The organism is Clostridium sp. SY8519 (assembly GCF_000270305.1).
Classification (GTDB): Bacteria; Bacillota; Clostridia; order Lachnospirales; family Lachnospiraceae; genus SY8519.
In genome coordinates this window covers 677,501-695,487 of sequence record NC_015737.1, presented here as the reverse complement: position 1 = coordinate 695,487, position 17,987 = coordinate 677,501, and the positions used below count along the sequence as shown (strand labels likewise).

Below are 17,987 nucleotides of genomic sequence, written 5' to 3'. Positions count from 1 at the left end.
ACAAGGCGAAACCGGAGGAAATCTGAGAAGCGGGCGAAGCCGGTGCATTCTTGCGAAAAGCCGGAGGGAATGCTAACATAAATGAGGAAACCGGAAAGCTCGGCTCAGTTTCTGCGCGGGAGAAAAAGACATGGATGCACAGAAGGCGAAAATCATTGAGGCGGCCATCGGCCTGTTTCAGGAATACGGTGTGAAATTTACCATGGACCAGCTGGCAAGATCCCTGAAAATGAGTAAAAAGACCCTGTATGTTGTATTGAAAGACAAGATGACCCTGTATCACGAGGCCGTGGATTATCTGTTTGATTCCATTAAAACCAGTGAACAGCAGGTACTGCAGGATCCGGATCTCGATCCGGCGGAACGGATTCGGCGGCTCCTAGGCGCCATGCCGGAACGGTACCGCAGTCTGAACTTTCAGAAGCTCTATATCCTCCGGGACAAATATCCGGAAATCTACCGTCATCTGACGGAACGCCTGGAAAATGACTGGGAGGAAACCATCCGCCTTCTGGAAGAAGGCATGGAGTCCGGGGTACTGCGCAGGTTTTCGATTCCGGTATTCAAGACCATGATGGAAAGCTCTCTGGAACGTTTTTTTCAGCAGGACGTACTGGTGCAGAACGGGATTACTTACCAGGAAGCACTGGATCAGGTGGTGGGTATTCTGGTGGACGGGATCCGCTCCGAAGCAGATCATCAGGGAGAAACCGGGGCAGGGAGATGTTCGGAAGGAAACAGAATGACCGGACAGTAACCAGTTGCATTTTTCAGAAAAAGTCCTATACTTGTCTACCGGACAGGAAAATTCTTTGTATACCGAAAGGGGCTTTTTTATGAAAACTTTTACTGTGATAGACGGAAATAAACCGCTGCAGTTTTTTATGAACTGCACCGGCTGCATTCTGGAACCGAAAAAGATGGACCAGGTAGTGATCCAGACAGAATCCGGCGGACTGTTCCCGGTGGGAATTCAGATGCCGCATGCGCTGTCCGTGCTCCTGTATGCCAAAGTAATGGAAGCAGCCGAAAAGGGAGGCATCATCGAAATTCCGGATATGCTGGAAATGAATGATGACGAAATCCGTGAGGCAGTGGATCAGATTAAGGTTCGCTGACTGGAAAAGAGTATAGAAGAAAAATTCTGAACAATCGGACCGGACAGCGGTTTGCTGGCCGGTTCGTTTTTTTGACCAATTCACAGGAGAAACTTTGCTGCGGGAGCGGCGACAGTTGAAGTTTATGGGAAAATCATTTATTATTAAATTAATCTCCAGGTAAAAAATGAGAAAAATCGGATATAAATTTTTGATTATCCCAGATTGTTTTGAAATTAACATAAGAATTTATGACTTGAATGTTAATAACTTTGATTATAAACAAAAAACATTCACAAAAGCGAGTAGGTTACAGATTTTATTTTTTCAACGGAGCAGTGGGGGATTGCGATGAAAGAATTTATACTGCGGGAAAGGGAAAGTTACACAAAACGATTGATTGCCAGCCTGGGCAACGGGAAGCTGAAGGTTATCACCGGACCCCGCGGATGCGGAAAGACCTGCGTGCTGCGTCTGCTGGAACAGTATCTGGCAGAGCATGGGCAGGAAAAGACCCGGGTCATACGGATTAATTTTGAGTCTATTGATTTTCCGGCCATGTCGGCAAAGGAGCTGATCCAGTATATTACGCGGCAGAAGCAAGAGAATATGATTCTTCTGCTGGATGAAATCCAGCATGTGCGCGGCTGGGAAGAGGCGGTGAATGTGCTGACCGAAGATCCGTCCTATGATATTTTCCTGGCTTCTTCCAATAAAAGCATCTATTCCGGCCAGCTGCAGGCGGTGCAGGAAGAAGCCCTGTATGAGGAGATCTCTGTGCTGCCCCTGTCCTTCGGTGAATTTATCGAGTCCCACGGCTTCCGGGACATGAATCCGGATGCGCCGCTGCAGGAACGCAGGTTCAGCGGTACCAATGACCTGCTGTATGACCTGGAAGAGGTCTACTATCTGTATATCAAGTACGGCGGGTTTCCTCTGCTTGTTGACCTGGGGCTGGATGTTGATAAGGCGAGAGTCGTGCTGGAGGGGGCTTATTCTACCATTGTAGTGCGTGATATTCAGGAACTGGAGAAGCAGAGCGCGCGCCGCGTAATCACAGATCCAATTCTGCTGCGGAACATTATTACGGTGCTGGCGGCCAATATCGGGCACAATATCTCTGCCACCGGTGTGGGCAAATACCTGAACGCTGCCAGAGAGAGCGAAGACGGGAGCAGACCGAAAAAGCACGCCACAAAAACCCTGGAAATCTACATCGAGGCGCTGCTGCACGCCCATCTGTTTTATGAATCCAGGCGGTATGACATACCGGGAGAACGGTATTTAAAGACACTCAGCAAGTATTATATCGCGGATGCCGGACTCCACAATTATCTCCGCAAAATCCGCGAACAGGACAGAAAGGGCCTTTTGGAAAATAAGGTGTTTTTTGAGCTGATCCGCAGGGGATACAAGGTGTGCAACGGAAAAATCGGATCCCAGGAAGTGAATTTCATCGCAACCCGGGGAGAAGAAAAAAATTACATTCAGGTGGCAGAAGATCTGACTGGTGAAAGAGAGAGTCAGATTCTGGCGCCTCTGCGCAAGATAAGGGATAATTATCCGAAGGCGGTCGTTGTGTTCCGCGGAGACAACGGCAAGACCAAAGACGGAATTCTGATACGCAATGCGCTGGAAGTGCTGCTTGGCGGCCCGCTGCTGGGATGAGGACTGCCGGCAGACCGGAAAACCGGGGGATTCGGTCCCCCGGTTTTTCTGGCCTGTGAGAGCTTTCAGTAAAGGAAAGAGGGACGAATGGGACGGACAGAGGAAGAATATATCGCGGTGGATCTGGAAATGACCGGCCTGCGTGTAACGAGAGACAGAATCATCGAAATCGGCGCGGTGCGCGTGAAAAACGGGACACTGACAGAGACGTTTTCCAGTTTCCTCAATGCGCACCGCAGGCTGGAGACGAAGATTACAGAACTGACGGGGATTACGGACAGGATGCTGGCGGAGGCGCCGGAGCAGGAGGAGGTAATCCGCGAATTTCTGGAATTTGCCGGAGAATGTACGCTGATCGGGCACAATCTGATCTTTGACTACGCGTTTCTGAAGCAGGCAGCGGTCAACCAGGGACTGACATTTGAACGAACAGGCATTGATACGCTGAAACTGGCCCGCCGCCTGCTTCCGGCAGAACAGAAAAAAACGCTTGGCGCGCTGGAGGAGTATTTTTCCCTGCATCCGCAGCGGCAGCACCGGGCGCTGGATGACGCCATGGCCAGCGCACGGATCTATCTGCGGCTGAAGGAACAGTACGGAACAGAAGATCCGGATATTTTTATGCCGAAGCCGCTCTGTTACGCGGTTAAAAAGCAGACGCCAATTACGCCGCCGCAAAAAAGGGACTTGAATCATCTGATAATGTATCATAAAATAAACACTAATATGGACCTTGATCATCTGACCAGAAGCGAAGCTTCCCGGATGATTGACCAGATTCATGCAAAATACGGGAGAATAGATGAAAAAAAGCACTAAAGCAGTACTTGGCGTGGTTCTTGCCGCAGCGGCGGCCGGCGCTGCCTGTATAGGCGGCATGGCTTCCTATGTACACAGGCACAGCGGCGAAAGCGGCAGACTCAGTCAGCATGTGGCGATTGGCCGCGTGGTTTCCGCAGGCACTTCGGAACAGGAGGCAGAGCGCAGGATCCGGACTTATGTGGACGGACTGCAGGAGGAACCGGTGACGCTGCAGGCCGGCAGCAGGCAGATAAAGACGACAGCCGGGGAGCTGGGACTGTCCTGGAAGAATACAGATGTGGTAAAACAGGCGGTGTCCTATGGCAAAACCGGCAGTCTGTTCACACGGTTTCGCCAGATCCGCAGCCTGAAGGACGGGAAAAAGACATATCCCATCGTGCTGGCTTCCGATCCCGACCGGGTGGAGCGCGTGATTGACCGGGCAGGCAGCCGCCTGACCAGCAAGGCCGTGAACTACCGCCTTGTGGAGAAAAAAGGCCGTCTGACAGTGGCCGGCGGGAAGAAGGGCTGGTCCGTGGATACGGACGGATCCGTACAGGCGGTGGATGCCTGCTTCGCGAAAGGGTGGAGGGAAAATCCTTCCATCGAGCTGAAAACCGTCACCATACAGCCCAGGGGTTCCCGGGAAGAACTGAGCAAAATCAAAGACGTGCTGGGAACGTTTTCCACAGATTATTCGTCTTCTCCCTCCGGAAGAAAGGCAAACCTGGCCAACGGGGCGAAAAAGATCAACGGAACCCTCCTGGAACCGGGCGAAACTTTTTCCGTCTATGCGGCCTGTCAGCCCTTTACCAAAGAAAACGGATATGAGATCGCCCACGCCTTCGAAAACGGTACAACCGTGGACTCCGTAGGCGGCGGGATCTGCCAGGTGTCCACGACTTTATACAACGCGGTGATCCGCGCGGAGCTGGAGATTGTGGAACGCTCGGGCCATTCCATGCGGGTGCATTATGTGGACGCTTCCGCGGACGCGGCCATCGCAGGCACATCCAAAGATATGAAATTCCGGAACAATCAGAAGAATCCGGTATACATTTCCGGAAAAACAGACGGTTCCAGGATTACCTTCACTGTATACGGGGTGGAGACACGGCCGAAGAACCGCAGGGTGTCCTTTGAAAGCCAGATCACCGGAACCATTCCTTCGGCCACAAAGCTGGTTGCCAGCGGCGCGCCGGTGGGGTCCGTTTCCCTGACATCCGGAGGAAGCTCCGGCGCCACGGCCCGTTTATGGAAAGTGGTCAAAGTCAACGGAAAGGTAACGAGCAGAACGCAGTTCAATTCCACCACCTACCGTTCGACCCCGTCCACGTACGCAGTGGGAACAGCCTCCGCCAATCCCCAGGCCAGCAGTGCCATGCGGGCGGCCGTAGGCTCCCAGAGCCTGTCCGCGGCCAGGGCGGCGGCAGCTCGCTGGAGAAACGCGCCGGTACAGAAACCGGACACTGATCCGAAGAAAAAAACAGACAAAGATGCCGGCAAAAAACCGGCAGACAGCAAAAAAGATTCCAAATCGGCAGATTCCGGAAAGAAGACATCGGGCAGCAAGGGGAATTCGGAAAAGAAGACTTCCGGCAAAGGGACGTCTGAAAAGAAGACCTCCGGCAGCGGCTCCTCCGGGAAAAAATCTGCCGGCAGCGGAAAAGCTTCCGGCAAGAAGGCTGCCTGACAGCCGGAACCGGCGGCAGAAACCGCAGAGAAAGAAAAGAGACAGAGATGAAAATTGGCAAATTACCGGAAAGCGTGCTGAAACGCTCCATTTTCCGACAGCTGCATACGACACGAGCGGAGGTGCTCTCCGGCGCGGCCGTCGGAGAGGACTGCGCGGCAGTTGAGCTGGCAGAGGGAGAAGTATTTGTGCTGTCCACAGACCCGATTACAGGTACGGTGACAGATATCGGCAAACTTTCCGTATTAGTGACTCTGAATGATATTGCGTCAGCCGGCGCGGAACCGGTAGGCCTGCTGATGACGATGCTGCTTCCGCCTGAGACAGAGGAAGCGGAGATCCGTGCCATGGTGCGGCAGATGGAGGAAGAATGTGCCCGCTATCAGGTGCAGATTATGGGCGGACACACCGAAGTCACCCGGGCGGTGAATCAGCCGCTGATCTCCGTGACAGGTGTGGGCAAAGCGCCGAAAGACAAACTGCTCAAAAGCGGCGGCGCGGTACCCGGAGATGATGTGGTGATCACCAAATGGATTGCCTTAGAGGGGACGTCCATCCTTGCCAAGGAGAAGGAAGCGGAACTTCTGACCCGCTATCCTGCGGATCTGATCAATACAGCCAAAGGCTTTGACCGGTATCTTTCGGTTGTGCCGGAGGCCGCGATCGCGGTGAAGTCTGGCGTCCATGCGATGCATGACGTAACGGAAGGAGGCATCTTCGGTGCCCTCTGGGAAGTTGCGGAGGCATCGGGCGTCGGACTTGAAATCGATTTCAAAAAAATCCCGATCCGTCAGGAATCGGTGGAAATCTGCGAATTTTTCCATATCAACCCCTATGAATTGATCTCCAGCGGCAGCATGCTGATGGCGGCACCAGATGGCACCGGACTGGTACGCGCGCTGGAAAAAGCCGGCATTCCGGCAGCAGTTGTGGGTAAGATAACCGATGGAAATGACCGGATTCTGGAGCAGGAAGACGAGCGCAGATTTCTGGAACCTCCGAAAACAGACGAAATTTACAAAGTCGTATAACAGCAGCATAAGGAGAAGAAGCATATGTCAATGATCAGAGAGAAGATCCTGTCTTATCTGGAAAAAAACAGCCGTGTAGGCATTGACGAACTGGCTGTCATTCTGGGAGAGGATGAAATAATCGTAGCCAATGAAATCAAAGCGATGGAAGAAGAAAATATCATCGTAGGTTTCCATACACTGATTAACTGGGACAAAACCAACATCGAACAGGTCACCGGACTGATTGAAGTCAGCTGCACGCCCCAGCGGGGTCAGGGGTTTGACAGCATTGCGGAGCGGATCTACAACTATCCGGAAGTCAAGGCAGTTTACCTGATCTCCGGAAGCTTTGACCTGCTGATTACCATTGAGGGCAAAAGCCTGCGGGAAGTAGCCATGTTTGTGTCCGAAAAACTGTCCCCCATGGACAGCATTACCGGAACCAAGACCAACTTTATTTTAAAGAAGTACAAAGACCATGGCACGGTTATGGTAGGCAGGAAAAAAGATGAAAGGATGTTGATGACCCCATGAGAAACCCATTATCAAAAGTAGTAACAGAGATACAGCCTTCGGGGATCCGCAAGTTCTTCGATATTGTTACCGAGATGAAGGACGCGATTTCTCTGGGCGTCGGCGAACCGGATTTTGATACGCCCTGGTTTGTACGGGACGAGGGAATCTATTCCCTGGAACAGGGAAAGACCTTCTATACCTCCAATTCCGGCCTGAAAGAACTGAAACAGGAAATTGCGGCGTTTCTTCAGAGAAAGTACAACCTGAGCTATAACTATTCGGATGAGATTTTTGTCACGGTCGGCGGAAGCGAAGCCATTGACCTGGCGCTGCGCGCCATGGTGGATCCGGGGGATGAAGTGCTGATTCCCCAGCCGAGCTATGTGTCCTACCTGCCCTGCGCCAAACTAGCGGGAGCTGTACCCGTACCCATTGAGCTGAAAGCGGAGAACGAGTTCCGTCTGACCCGGGAAGAGCTGGAAAATGCCATCACACCGAAGACCAAGATCCTGGTGCTTCCCTTCCCGAACAACCCGACGGGGGCTGTTATGGAACAGAAGGACCTGGATGCCATCTATGACGTGATCGTAGCCAATGACCTCTTTGTCATTACCGATGAGATTTATTCCGAGCTTACCTATACAGGCACAGGACATGTATCCATTGCCTCCATGCCGGGCATGAAGGACCGCACGATTTATATTAACGGTCTGTCCAAATCCCATGCCATGACCGGCTGGAGAATCGGCTATGCCTGCGGACCGGAAGTGATCATCAGCCAGATGCTAAAGATCCATCAGTTCGCCATTATGTGCGCGCCGACGACCAGCCAGTATGCGGCAGTTGCCGCTTTGCGGGACGGAGACGAGGATGTGGCGCATATGCGGGACGAATACAACGGCCGCCGCCGTTATCTGCTGCATCGCTTCAAAAAGATGGGACTGGAGTGCTTTGAGCCCTACGGCGCTTTCTATACCTTCCCTTGTATCAAAGAATTCGGCATGTCTTCCGATGATTTTGCGTTAAAACTGCTGGAAGAAGAGAAAGTGGCAGTTGTGCCCGGCACCGCCTTCGGCGACTGCGGCGAAGGCTTTCTGCGTATTTCCTACGCGTATTCCATGGACAACCTGAAGGAAGCGCTGGATCGGATTGAATCCTTTATAGGGAGACTGCGGGAGGCATAAGCGTGGCACATTTAAACGTTGTACTGTATGAGCCGGAGATCCCGTTTAATACAGGAAATATCGGCAGAACCTGTGTAGCCACAGGAACCAGGCTGCATCTGATTGAGCCGCTGGGGTTCCGCATCAACGCAAAAGAGCTGAAGCGGGCCGGCATGGACTACTGGCAGGATCTGGATGTCACCCGATATGTGAATTATCAGGAATTTCTGGACCGGAATCCGGGAGCCAGAATTTATATGGCCACCACCAAAGGGCAGAATGTCTATACGGAGGTGTCCTATGAAGAGGACTGTTATCTCATGTTCGGCAAGGAGAGCGGCGGTATTCCGGAAGAAATCCTGGCGCACCACCGGGCGCAGTGCATACGGATCCCCATGATGGGGGATACCCGTTCGCTGAATCTGTCCAATTCCGTGTCCATTGTCCTTTACGAGGCGCTGCGGCAGAATCATTTTTCCCAGATGAATCTGCAGGGGCATCTGACCCGGTTTGAAGATTATATTGAATAAAATACACAAATGCCGCAGTACGGACAGAACGAATCCGGCTGCGGCATTTTGCGCGCCTGCCGGAGGCGCGGATTCGGGACAGAAGGAGGATTTGCGGCCGGACAGGGGGTTGACAGCGGAATCGGTTTACGGTATTACTGTTAATTAGATTGTATGAACAGGTTTACTTTTGACAGGAGCTTTCGGGCAGAAAGCAGAACAGGAAACCGGGTGCCGAACAGAAAGCAGAACAGGAAACCAGGATGGCGTATATTGAAGCGGAAAATGTAACCCACCGTTTTGTGCGGCGGAACGAAGAAGGAAACGTAATCGAAGAAGTACATGCGCTGGACGGCGTGAACCTGAAGGTGGAACAGGGAAGCTTTGCGGCAGTCCTCGGACACAACGGATCGGGGAAATCCACCTTTGCCAGACATGTGAATGTGCTGCTGCAGCCGGACAGCGGCCGGCTGACTGTGAATGGGATGGATACCGCCGACGATTCCTGTCTGTGGGAGATCCGTCAGAACGCGGGTATGATTTTTCAGAATCCGGACAATCAGCTGGTTGCGGGAGTAGTGGAAGAGGATGTTGCCTTCGGGCCGGAAAATATCGGACTGCCCACGGAAGAAATTGCCCGGAGAGTCACGGAGGCGCTGGGCACGGTGGATATGGAAGCCTACCGGATGCACTCGCCGAATCTGCTGTCCGGCGGGCAGAAACAGCGGGTTGCCATTGCAGGGGTCATGGCGATGCGGCCGGACTGCATGATCTTTGATGAATCCACGGCAATGCTGGATCCCAACGGCCGGAAAGAGGTCCTGGAGACAGCCCGGCGGCTGAACCGGGAAGAAGGGGTTACCGTGCTCTGGATCACACATTACATGGAAGAAGTGGTGGAGGCGGACTGCATTTACGTGATGGATCAGGGAAAGGTCTGCATGTCCGGGAGCCCCCGGGAAATCTTCGCGCAGGTGGACGCCCTGCTTGCCCTGGGACTGGATGTTCCGCCGGTGACCCGCCTGGCATACGAACTGCGGCAGGCGGGAATACCGCTGCCGGAGGCGGTTTTAACCCGACAGGAACTGGCGGAAGCGATTGCCGCAGAAAGGAATTGAGGATGGCACTGGAACTCAGACATGTGGATTATGTGTATGATGCGGGAGGCCCCTATGAAAAGCAGGCTTTGACAGACATCAGCCTTTCCGTGGAAGACGGTACCTTTCTGTGCCTGATCGGGCAGACCGGGTCCGGCAAATCCACCCTGCTGCAGATTCTCGGCGGACTGCTGCTTCCCACTGGCGGACAGGTGCTCTGTGACGGCAGGGATATCCATGGAAAAGACTTCTCCATGCGCCGTCTGCGGGAGATGATCGGCATGGTATTTCAGTATCCGGAATATCAGCTGTTTGAGGCTACCGTTTTGAAAGACGCGGCCTTCGGACCGAAAAATCTGGGCGCTTCCGAAGAGGAGGCGCTGCAGCGCGCCAGGGAAGGGCTGCGCCTGGCAAATCTGCCGGAACAATACTGGGAAATCTCTCCCTTCGAACTTTCCGGCGGGGAGAAACGACGGGCGGCGATTGCAGGGGTGCTTGCCATGAATCCGAAAATACTGGTAATGGATGAACCGACGGCGGGACTGGATCCTAAGGGGCGCAGAGAATTATTTGCCATGCTGACCCGCCTCCACGCGGGCGGAATGACCATTGTCCTGGTGTCCCACAGCATGGAAGACGTGGCGGAATACGCGGAGCGGGCAGCCGTGCTGCAGGAAGGACGCCTGCTTTTTGACGGCACGCCGAAGGAGGTATTCTCCCATAAAGAGGAGCTGGAGGCGATTCATCTGGCCCTGCCGGAAGCGGAATATCTGGCGCGGGAGCTGGCAGAACTTGGCGTACCGGTGGATCCCGGCCTTACCAGGTTCGATGAGGTAAAGGAAGCGGTGCTTGCCGCGCTGGGCAGGCAGTAGGATGGAAGTATGTTAAAAGATATTACAATCGGCCAGTATTATCCGGGACAGACGGTGCTGCACCGGCTGGACCCGCGGGTGAAACTGGCAGGCGCAATTTTATATATTGTCTGTGTGTTTCTGTTTCACGGAATCATCGGATTCCTTTTTCTGGCAGCGGCTACCGTTCTGCTGATGGGAATATCCGGCGTTCCGGCCCGGCGTTATCTCCGGGGAATCCGGGCGATCTGGCCCTTAATCGCCATTACAGCCGGATGCAACCTGGTGTTTTCCCAGGGGGGCACAGCGGTCTGGCAGTTTGGTATTCTGCGGATTACGCCCCTGAGTATTCACAATTCCGTATTTTATTCCATACGTCTGGTGCTTCTGGTTGTGGGGACTTCGGTAATGACACTGACCACATCGCCGAACAAACTGACAGACGGCATGGAAGCGGGGCTGCATGGATTTGCGGCCCTGGGCGCGCCGATTCATGAAATTGCCATGATGATGTCCATTGCGCTGCGGTTTATCCCGATTCTGGGGGATGAAGCGGAAAAAATCAAAAAAGCCCAGCTGGCACGCTGCGCGGATTTTCAGGAAGGAAATCTGATCCGGCGCGCCCGGGGGATGCTGCCGATTCTGGTACCCCTGTTTGTCTCGGCTTTCCAGCGCGCCCAGGATCTCTCCCTGGCCATGGAAGCGCGCTGCTATCACGGCGGAACAGGAAGAACGAAGCTGCATCCGCTGCAGTATGCCCGGCGTGACTATATCGGATACGGCTGCATTCTGGCTGCGCTGGGCGTGATGATCGCGCTCCGGATCCGGGATCTGCCGTTTCCTGTGTAAAGAAAGAAAAGGAAAACCGAAGAATGAAGAGAATTCGGCTGAAAGTAGCCTATGACGGAACAAATTACTGCGGCTGGCAGATTCAGAAGAACGGGCCGACCATTGAAGGAGAGCTGCAGAAAGCACTGAAGAGTCTGCTGGGACAGGATGTGAGACTGACCGGCGCCAGCAGAACGGACGCAGGCGTCCATTCCCAGGGAAATATCGCCGTCTTTGACACGGAGGCGAAAATGCCGGCAGACAAATACGCGGTGGCACTGAACCAGCGCCTGCCGGAGGACATCGCGGTGACGGACTCCTGCTGTGTGCCCGGAGACTGGCATCCCAGACACTGTGAAAGTGTGAAAACCTATGAATACCGGATCTTAAACCGCAGATATCCGGATCCGAACCGGCGTCTGAATACGTATTTTTATTACCGCCCCCTGGATCTGGAGGCCATGAGGCAGGCAGCGGCAGCGCTGGAAGGCACTCATGATTTCCGCTCCTTCTGTTCGGTGCATGCCCAGGTGGAGACGACGGTGCGCACCCTGTATTCCTGCCGGGTCGACCGGCGGGAGGATGTGGTGACCATCCGGGTAAGCGGCAGCGGATTTCTTTATAACATGGTCCGCATTATTGCGGGAACACTGATCCGGGTAGGCAGCGGACAGATGGCAGCTGATGCGGTTCCCGGCATTCTGGCAGCCTGTGACAGGGAAAAAGCGGGTCCTACCGCGCCGCCCCAGGGGCTGACAATGATCGGAATTGACTATCCGCAGGAAGCAGAGGAGTGACACGGCATGGATCGGGTGATCTTTCATATTGATGTAAACAGCGCCTACCTCAGCTGGGAGTCCATGCGCCGGATACAAAACGGGATACCCGGGCCGGATCTGCGAACAGTTCCAGCTGCCATTGGAGGGGACCGGGAGATGCGTCACGGGATTATTCTGGCAAAATCCATACCGGCCAAAGCCTATGGCGTCACGACGGGAGAACCGGTTGCCCAGGCACTGCGCAAGTGTCCGAACCTGATTCTTGTGCCGCCGGATTTTGCGCTGTATCAGCGGTGCTCGGCCGCTTTTCATGAGATTCTGCACAAGTATTCGCCGGATGTGCTGAAATTTTCCGTCGATGAAGCTTTTATGGATATGACCGGCACCCGGGCGCTGTTCGGGCCGCCGGTTCAGGCGGCGTACCGCATCAAAAACGAGATCCGTGATACGCTGGGATTCACGGTAAATGTAGGAATATCCAGCAACCGTCTGCTGGCCAAGATGGCCAGTGATTTTGAAAAGCCGGATAAGGTGCATACGCTTTTTCCCGAGGAGATACAGGAAAAAATGTGGCCCCTTCCGGTACGGGATCTCTTTTTCGTGGGAAAATCCACAGAAAAGAAACTGCGGACCCTGGGGATCCATACCATCGGCGAACTGGCCCGGACGGACGAGGCGATTCTGCGGGGCGCCCTGAAAAAACACGGAACCGTTCTGTGGAAATTTGCCAACGGACAGGACGCTTCCAGAATCGGCAGGCCGGCAGAGCGCAAGGGGTACAGCAATGAAATGACCACGCCCTTTGATGTGACGGATACGGAAACGGCCCATATGTTTTTGCTGAAAATCGCGGAAAAGCTGGCCCGGCGGCTGCGAAAGGCAGACGTGCAGGCCGGGGAACTGTCTGTGATCCTGCGGTATTCGGATTTTACCGGATCGGTACACCAGCGGATCCTGACGGATGCCACCAATGTAACGGATGTGATTTACCGGAATGCCTGTGAACTCTTTGCGGAAAGCTGGGACGGCTCGCCGGTGCGCCTGCTTGGAATCGGCACCGGCCGCCTGGTCGGAAAGGAAGAGGGCAGACAGCTGTCCCTCTTTGATACGGCGGAAGTGGAAAAAAGACAGAAACTGGACCGGGCCATGGACCAGATCCGGAAACGCTACGGGGACGGCGCGGTGCAGCGGGCATCGCTCTGCCGTCCGTTGGAAAAGAAAAAGAGCGAGTAGTATGGATGCGCAGAAGCGGGCGGCATACGCCGCGGGAAAAGTCCGCTGGGGAAAAAAAACGGTTGACAGGAAAGAGGGAACCTTTTATAATATCTAAGTCTGACGAAGTGTCGGAGTGCTTTTTATGCAATGAAAAGCATTCTTTTCTTATAGAACAGGCGGTTGGGACCCGCCTGCCCGGAGGCATCCGATGTTCTCCACAAGCATCGGACACTGCGGGATGCAGACACGGGATCGATGAAACAATCGATTCACTTTGCAAATATCGAACAGATTGCAGGGACGGGATATGTCCGGACATTCATATCAGAGAACTGCAGCTATTCCAAGGAGGAATTATCAATGAATAACTCAACATTCATGGCTAATCCAAACAAAATCGAGAGAAAATGGTATGTAGTAGATGCTGAGGGACAGACATTAGGCCGTCTTTCTTCTGAAATTGCCAAGATTTTAAGAGGCAAGAACAAACCGGAGTATACTCCGAACGTTGACACCGGCGATTATGTGATTGTAGTTAATGCAGAAAAGATCAAAACAACCGGTAAAAAATTAAACCAGAAAATTTACTACCGTCATTCTGAATATGTCGGCGGTATGAAAGAGACAACTTTAAAGGAAATGCTGGAAAAACATCCGGAACGAGTTGTAGGCTTTGCAGTAAAAGGCATGCTTCCGAAGGGACCCCTGGGCCGTCAGATGTACAAGAAGCTGTTTGTATATGCCGGACCGGACCACAAACATGCTGCTCAGAAACCTGAAGCAATCACATTTTAATCGGTGAGGAGGTAAATAGACATGGCGAATACTGCAAGATATTACGGAACAGGCAGAAGAAAAAAATCTGTAGCAAGAGTTTACCTGGTACCTGGTACAGGCAAAATCACAATCAATAAAAGAGACATCGACGAATACCTCGGTCTTGAGACCCTGAAGGTAATCGTTCGTCAGCCGCTGGTAGCCACAGATACCGCAGACAAATTTGACGTCCTGGTCAATGTAAAGGGCGGCGGCTATACCGGACAGGCAGGCGCGATCCGTCACGGAATCGCCCGTGCGCTTCTGGAGGCAGACGCAGAGTACAGACCGGTTCTGAAGAAAGCCGGCTATCTGACCCGTGACCCTCGTATGAAAGAGAGAAAGAAATACGGTCTCAAAGGTGCGCGTCGTGCGCCTCAGTTCTCCAAACGATAATAAGAGAGAAATACAGACATCAGAGTCCACCCGGAGTGTTCCGGGTGGACTTTTTTGGGTTTCACCTGCTTAACAATTCCTGCAGCCCCTCCGGGTCCAGGAGCTCGATACTGTGCGTGGAACAGCGGATGAGCCCTGCGTTTTCCATTTTCTTCAGCTCCCGGTGCAGGGAAGGGCGGGACACATTCATCAGCATGGCCCATTTGGTGACAGATTCCGGGATGGGCAGAACGGTTTTTCCGCTTTTTCTGTGCTGGATCAGAAGCCAGAAAGCGGCTTTCTGGGCGATGCCATTGTAGGAAAACAGTTCCAGCCGCTGCTGAAGCATATAAGTGGCAGAGGAGATTTCTGTTACAAAATTTTCCAGGATGCGCAGATCCTTCTGCATCAGAAGCAGGAAGTCTTTTCGGTGAAACATCATGATGGTTGTCGGCTCCAGGGCGATGACGTCACAGGGGTATCTGCGGCTGGCTGAAAATACTGCGGCGGGGCCCAGCATCTCACCCGGCGTGCGGATTGAGACATTGATCTGGCTGCCGTTTGGAAAAGCTTTCTGCGCCTGCACCCGCCCCTCCAGGACGATGCCGAGCCGGTCGGCCCGTTCCAGCTGGCCGAAGATAATCTCTTCCTTATCGTAACATTGTATGTGGTGGGGCGCGTATTCCAGGGCAGTTCTGAGTTCAGCGGCAGAAAATCCGCGAAACAGCGCGCTTTTTTCTAGTGAAAAATAATCCATGCTTCCGATCCTCCTTTGCGGCATGATTCCTTGTATTTTTATTATACACAAAAAAATTCTAAAAAGTGTATCTGCAGATACGGAATCAAGGGAAATGTTTGTGTATGATGAATGAGAACGAAGGGAAACGGCAACGCAAACCTCGTTCCGTGCAGCGAAAACCACGGGTGTCCCGCAGTGAAAGGCGCAGAGTAAGGGCACTTCACAGAGCTACCGCCGGTGGAATCGCGCAGAATAGAGCAGAATCATTAGTATCATTATTGAGTCAAAGGAGGCAAATGATGAAGTACAGAGTAAATGAAGACTGTATCGGATGCGGACTGTGCGCAGGCACCTGCCCGGCAGTTTTTTCCATGACAGATGAAGGTGTGGCTGTAGCCATCGAAGGAGAAGTTCCTGCAGGAGAAGAAGACGCTGCGGCAGAAGCAATGGACGGATGTCCGGTAGGAGCCATTGAAGAGGCATAAGCGAGGAGAGACGGCATGAGAAAACAGGTCAAAGGCAATGTCAGCTGGGTGGGATATCTGGACTGGGAACTGGAGAGCTTTCACGGGGATGATTATTCGATCCTGAACGGATCCAGCCAGAACGCGTATCTGATTGAAGAAGAGAAGACTGTGCTGGTGGATACCGTATGGATTCCCCACCGGTTTGATTTTGTGGAAAATCTGAAAAAAGAAGTGGATTTGAACAAGATCGATTTTATCGTGGCAAACCATGGGGAATGTGACCATTCCGGGTCTCTTACCGCGCTGATGGATGAGATTCCGGACACGCCCATTTACTGTACGGCAAATGCGGTAAAGAGCATCGAAGGACAGTATGGCAAACGGGGCTGGGATTTCCATGTGGTAAAGACAGGAGACAGCATCGACATCGGCAACGGAAAGAAACTGGTGTTTGTGGAGATGCGGATGCTCCACTGGCCGGATTCCATGGCAACCTTCCTGACCGGGGACAATATTCTGTTCTCCAATGACGCCTTTGGCCAGCATTATGCAGTGGAGGAACTGTTTAACGACAAGGCGGATTCCTGCCTGCTGAACAAAGAAGCCATGAAGTATTTTGCCAATATTCTGAATCCGTTTGCGCCGATTCTGGCGAAAAAACTCAAAGAGATCGGCGGATTTGGCCTGAATATTGAAATGATCGCCCCTTCCCACGGAGCTATCTGGCGGACCGATCCCATGCAGATCGTGGAGAAATACGCGGCCTGGGCGGATGCTTATCAGGAAAACCAGGTGACGGTGGCCTATGATACCATGTGGGAAGGCACGGCAAAAATTGCCCATGCCATTGCGGATGAAATCCACAGACAGAGTCCGGATACAGTGGTGAAAGTATTTAATATTGCCAAGTCCGATAAAAATGAGGTCATGACAGAAGTGTTTAAATCGAAGGCGATAGCGGTCGGATCCCCGACGGTTTCCAACAGTTATCTGTCTTCTGTTGCCGGATGGCTGGAGTTCCTGAAACAGCTGAAATTTAAGAACAAGAAGGCAGCGGCCTTCGGATGCTACGGCTGGAGCGGAGAAAGCGTAAAACTGCTGCAGGCTAAGCTGGCAGAAGCGGGATTCCGGGTATCGGAGGCAAACGTGCGGTCTCTGTGGAATCCGGAAGAAGCTGATTTTGCGCAGGTTCCTGCGCTGGTCAGCGATCTGCTGGCGGAAGCGGAGTAGGCTGTGTTTTTGCCGGCATCGACCGGAATGGCCGACGTGGATGAGACAGAATACTTCTGAGTAATGCCCCTGATCACAAACAGTGTTTCCAAAAGACACTGCTTGCGGTCAGGGGTTATTTTTTTTATACTGTGTTATGCAAAAGCGCCGGAAGAAGCATCCGATGACGGAAGCAAGCCTCAGAGAAAGCCCGGAGGAGTGTGCGGGAGATCGTGCCGGCGCGCAAGGAGGAACTATGGCAGACAGAAAAAGTGAAATGGAGAAAATGCTGGCAGGAGAGTGGTTTTTCAATTCAGGAGAAGAGATAAATGGAGCGAAAAAGCACTGCAGAAGCCTGTGCAGCGCGTATAATCGCACCAGTGAAGAAGAGCCGGAGACGCGCAGAAAGATTTTGAAAGAGATTTTTGGTACCTGCGGGGATGATATTTTCATTAAACCGCCGTTTTACTGCGATTACGGATTTAATCTTCATGTGGGGAAGAAATTTTTCGTTAATTTTGACTGTGTGTTCCTGGATGTGGCTGAAATTCGTATCGGCGATAACTGCCTGATCGGCCCGCAGTGCGGAATATATACCGCGGTGCATCACAGGGATCCGGAGCTGCGTGCCAGAGATTATATGACCGGCAGACCGGTACGCATCGGGAATAACGTGTGGATCGGCGGACATGTGACGATACTGCCCGGGGTGACCATAGGAGATAATGTGATCATCGGAGCCGGATCCGTGGTGACCCGGGATATTCCGGATCATGTGGTGGCGGCAGGGAATCCGGCCCGCGTGCTGCACGAGAATATCTGCACAGAAGAAAAGCCGGAAGAATAGATTGGAAGAAAAGACCGGAAAAGAAGAAACGGGGGCACGGGATGCCGGAATAAGAAAACCGGCACAGAAAAATGACCGGAAGAGGATGGCCGACGGCCCGGATGCAATAAGTTCGCACAGCACCCGGGAAGAGGGATATCCGCTTCCGGTCTCTTTTTGTCAGAGGTCAGGGAACCGATGCCTGGATTCAGACATCTGCTTTCCAGAACCCGTGCAGGTTGCAGTATTCGTAAGCTGCCAGCGGTTTGTCGTCATCGGTGAGCATGAATACAGCAGTAGGCGCGTCGCCCGGTTTCAGCTCTTT

General features: G+C 53.0%; 21 protein-coding genes (1 of these 21 cut by a window edge). 19 read left to right on the top strand and 2 right to left on the bottom strand.

The window, feature by feature from the left end; all coding sequences use genetic code 11:
* Positions 1-130: 130 nt before the first annotated feature.
* The 16 genes from CXIVA_RS03275 (at position 131) to rpsI (ending at position 14,442) form a co-directional block, all read left to right on the top strand.
* A complete protein-coding gene (locus CXIVA_RS03275) occupies positions 131-757 on the top strand; it encodes a TetR/AcrR family transcriptional regulator (RefSeq protein ID WP_013976602.1) in 627 nt (208 codons plus the stop codon).
* A gap of 79 nt (positions 758-836) precedes the next feature.
* On the top strand, positions 837-1,118 hold the full coding sequence (locus CXIVA_RS03270) for a hypothetical protein (protein ID WP_013976601.1): 282 nt from the start codon (positions 837-839) through the stop codon (positions 1,116-1,118).
* 330 nt (positions 1,119-1,448) lie between these two features.
* A complete protein-coding gene (locus CXIVA_RS03265) occupies positions 1,449-2,765 on the top strand; it encodes an ATP-binding protein (protein WP_013976600.1) in 1,317 nt (438 codons plus the stop codon).
* A gap of 87 nt (positions 2,766-2,852) precedes the next feature.
* Positions 2,853-3,584 (top strand): 3'-5' exonuclease, encoded by a 732-nt coding sequence (locus CXIVA_RS03260; RefSeq protein WP_013976599.1) that lies wholly within the window; start codon positions 2,853-2,855, stop codon positions 3,582-3,584.
* Positions 3,568-5,259 carry a VanW family protein gene (locus tag CXIVA_RS03255; protein ID WP_013976598.1) on the top strand — a complete coding sequence of 564 codons (1,692 nt, stop codon included), beginning with the start codon at positions 3,568-3,570 and terminating at the stop codon, positions 5,257-5,259. The genes CXIVA_RS03260 and CXIVA_RS03255 overlap by 17 nt, the downstream gene beginning before the upstream one ends.
* A 47-nt stretch (positions 5,260-5,306) precedes the next feature.
* Positions 5,307-6,290: an AIR synthase family protein gene (locus CXIVA_RS03250; protein ID WP_013976597.1), complete on the top strand. Its 984-nt coding sequence runs from the start codon at positions 5,307-5,309 to the stop codon at positions 6,288-6,290.
* A gap of 33 nt (positions 6,291-6,323) precedes the next feature.
* The gene (locus tag CXIVA_RS03245) at positions 6,324-6,806 is read left to right on the top strand and encodes an Lrp/AsnC family transcriptional regulator (RefSeq protein WP_041728303.1); all 483 of its coding nucleotides are present in this window, start codon (positions 6,324-6,326) and stop codon (positions 6,804-6,806) included.
* Positions 6,803-7,972, top strand: coding sequence for an aminotransferase class I/II-fold pyridoxal phosphate-dependent enzyme (locus CXIVA_RS03240; protein ID WP_013976595.1), 1,170 nt, complete (start codon positions 6,803-6,805; stop codon positions 7,970-7,972). The genes CXIVA_RS03245 and CXIVA_RS03240 overlap by 4 nt, the downstream gene beginning before the upstream one ends.
* 2 nt (positions 7,973-7,974) lie before the next feature.
* Positions 7,975-8,481: a tRNA (uridine(34)/cytosine(34)/5-carboxymethylaminomethyluridine(34)-2'-O)-methyltransferase TrmL gene (trmL, locus tag CXIVA_RS03235; RefSeq protein WP_013976594.1), complete on the top strand. Its 507-nt coding sequence runs from the start codon at positions 7,975-7,977 to the stop codon at positions 8,479-8,481.
* Positions 8,482-8,723: 242 nt separating this feature from the next.
* The gene (locus CXIVA_RS03230) at positions 8,724-9,578 is read left to right on the top strand and encodes an energy-coupling factor transporter ATPase (protein ID WP_013976593.1); all 855 of its coding nucleotides are present in this window, start codon (positions 8,724-8,726) and stop codon (positions 9,576-9,578) included.
* A 2-nt stretch (positions 9,579-9,580) separates the two neighbouring features.
* Positions 9,581-10,429, top strand: a complete 849-nt coding sequence (locus tag CXIVA_RS03225) for an energy-coupling factor transporter ATPase (RefSeq protein ID WP_013976592.1) — start codon at positions 9,581-9,583, stop codon at positions 10,427-10,429.
* Positions 10,430-10,438: 9 nt separating this feature from the next.
* Entirely contained in the window at positions 10,439-11,257 is an 819-nt protein-coding gene (locus CXIVA_RS03220; RefSeq protein WP_013976591.1) for an energy-coupling factor transporter transmembrane component T, read from the top strand.
* A 23-nt stretch (positions 11,258-11,280) separates the two neighbouring features.
* The gene (gene truA / locus CXIVA_RS03215; RefSeq protein WP_013976590.1) at positions 11,281-12,033 is read left to right on the top strand and encodes a tRNA pseudouridine(38-40) synthase TruA; all 753 of its coding nucleotides are present in this window, start codon (positions 11,281-11,283) and stop codon (positions 12,031-12,033) included.
* A gap of 6 nt (positions 12,034-12,039) precedes the next feature.
* Positions 12,040-13,248: a DNA polymerase IV gene (locus tag CXIVA_RS03210; RefSeq protein ID WP_013976589.1), complete on the top strand. Its 1,209-nt coding sequence runs from the start codon at positions 12,040-12,042 to the stop codon at positions 13,246-13,248.
* Positions 13,249-13,590: 342 nt separating this feature from the next.
* Positions 13,591-14,025, top strand: coding sequence for a 50S ribosomal protein L13 (rplM, locus tag CXIVA_RS03205; protein ID WP_013976588.1), 435 nt, complete (start codon positions 13,591-13,593; stop codon positions 14,023-14,025).
* A gap of 21 nt (positions 14,026-14,046) precedes the next feature.
* Positions 14,047-14,442, top strand: coding sequence for a 30S ribosomal protein S9 (gene rpsI, locus CXIVA_RS03200; RefSeq protein WP_013976587.1), 396 nt, complete (start codon positions 14,047-14,049; stop codon positions 14,440-14,442).
* A gap of 61 nt (positions 14,443-14,503) precedes the next feature.
* On the opposite strand, the gene CXIVA_RS03195 is transcribed toward rpsI, so the two are convergent.
* Positions 14,504-15,178: a Crp/Fnr family transcriptional regulator gene (locus CXIVA_RS03195; RefSeq protein WP_013976586.1), complete on the bottom strand. Its 675-nt coding sequence runs from the start codon at positions 15,176-15,178 to the stop codon at positions 14,504-14,506.
* A 281-nt stretch (positions 15,179-15,459) separates the two neighbouring features.
* Here CXIVA_RS03195 and CXIVA_RS03190 point away from each other — a divergent pair, with 281 nt between their 5' ends.
* The 3 genes from CXIVA_RS03190 to CXIVA_RS03180 all read left to right on the top strand — a co-directional run bounded on the left by CXIVA_RS03190 (position 15,460) and on the right by CXIVA_RS03180 (position 17,683).
* On the top strand, positions 15,460-15,645 hold the full coding sequence (locus tag CXIVA_RS03190; RefSeq protein WP_013976585.1) for a ferredoxin: 186 nt from the start codon (positions 15,460-15,462) through the stop codon (positions 15,643-15,645).
* A gap of 15 nt (positions 15,646-15,660) precedes the next feature.
* Complete coding sequence (locus tag CXIVA_RS03185; protein ID WP_013976584.1) at positions 15,661-16,857, top strand: flavodoxin domain-containing protein; 1,197 nt, start codon at positions 15,661-15,663, stop codon at positions 16,855-16,857.
* 235 nt (positions 16,858-17,092) lie between these two features.
* Positions 17,093-17,683, top strand: coding sequence for a sugar O-acetyltransferase (locus CXIVA_RS03180; RefSeq protein ID WP_013976583.1), 591 nt, complete (start codon positions 17,093-17,095; stop codon positions 17,681-17,683).
* A gap of 187 nt (positions 17,684-17,870) precedes the next feature.
* Here CXIVA_RS03180 and CXIVA_RS03175 read toward each other — a convergent pair whose 3' ends face one another.
* A protein-coding gene (locus CXIVA_RS03175; protein WP_013976582.1) for a desulfoferrodoxin family protein crosses the window boundary here: on the bottom strand, positions 17,871-17,987 show its 3' portion. 258 nt of this gene lie beyond the right edge of the window; 117 of the gene's 375 nt are visible here — the last part of the coding sequence; its start codon lies off the right edge, out of view — the gene reads right to left on this strand; it ends in the stop codon at positions 17,871-17,873.

Excerpts from the sequence above, each read along its gene's own strand:
- CXIVA_RS03275 (WP_013976602.1), top strand. The coding sequence starts at position 131 with ATGGATGCACAGAAGGCGAAAATCATTGAGGCGGCCATCGGCCTGTTT.
- CXIVA_RS03270 (WP_013976601.1), top strand. The coding sequence starts at position 837 with ATGAAAACTTTTACTGTGATAGACGGAAATAAACCGCTGCAGTTTTTT.
- CXIVA_RS03265 (WP_013976600.1), top strand. The coding sequence starts at position 1,449 with ATGAAAGAATTTATACTGCGGGAAAGGGAAAGTTACACAAAACGATTG.
- CXIVA_RS03260 (WP_013976599.1), top strand. The coding sequence starts at position 2,853 with ATGGGACGGACAGAGGAAGAATATATCGCGGTGGATCTGGAAATGACC.
- CXIVA_RS03255 (WP_013976598.1), top strand. The coding sequence starts at position 3,568 with ATGAAAAAAAGCACTAAAGCAGTACTTGGCGTGGTTCTTGCCGCAGCG.
- CXIVA_RS03250 (WP_013976597.1), top strand. The coding sequence starts at position 5,307 with ATGAAAATTGGCAAATTACCGGAAAGCGTGCTGAAACGCTCCATTTTC.
- CXIVA_RS03240 (WP_013976595.1), top strand. The coding sequence starts at position 6,803 with ATGAGAAACCCATTATCAAAAGTAGTAACAGAGATACAGCCTTCGGGG.
- CXIVA_RS03230 (WP_013976593.1), top strand. The coding sequence starts at position 8,724 with ATGGCGTATATTGAAGCGGAAAATGTAACCCACCGTTTTGTGCGGCGG.
- CXIVA_RS03225 (WP_013976592.1), top strand. The coding sequence starts at position 9,581 with ATGGCACTGGAACTCAGACATGTGGATTATGTGTATGATGCGGGAGGC.
- CXIVA_RS03220 (WP_013976591.1), top strand. The coding sequence starts at position 10,439 with ATGTTAAAAGATATTACAATCGGCCAGTATTATCCGGGACAGACGGTG.
- truA (WP_013976590.1), top strand. The coding sequence starts at position 11,281 with ATGAAGAGAATTCGGCTGAAAGTAGCCTATGACGGAACAAATTACTGC.
- CXIVA_RS03210 (WP_013976589.1), top strand. The coding sequence starts at position 12,040 with ATGGATCGGGTGATCTTTCATATTGATGTAAACAGCGCCTACCTCAGC.
- rplM (WP_013976588.1), top strand. The coding sequence starts at position 13,591 with ATGAATAACTCAACATTCATGGCTAATCCAAACAAAATCGAGAGAAAA.
- rpsI (WP_013976587.1), top strand. The coding sequence starts at position 14,047 with ATGGCGAATACTGCAAGATATTACGGAACAGGCAGAAGAAAAAAATCT.
- CXIVA_RS03195 (WP_013976586.1), bottom strand. The coding sequence starts at position 15,178 with ATGGATTATTTTTCACTAGAAAAAAGCGCGCTGTTTCGCGGATTTTCT.
- CXIVA_RS03190 (WP_013976585.1), top strand. The coding sequence starts at position 15,460 with ATGAAGTACAGAGTAAATGAAGACTGTATCGGATGCGGACTGTGCGCA.
- CXIVA_RS03185 (WP_013976584.1), top strand. The coding sequence starts at position 15,661 with ATGAGAAAACAGGTCAAAGGCAATGTCAGCTGGGTGGGATATCTGGAC.
- CXIVA_RS03180 (WP_013976583.1), top strand. The coding sequence starts at position 17,093 with ATGGCAGACAGAAAAAGTGAAATGGAGAAAATGCTGGCAGGAGAGTGG.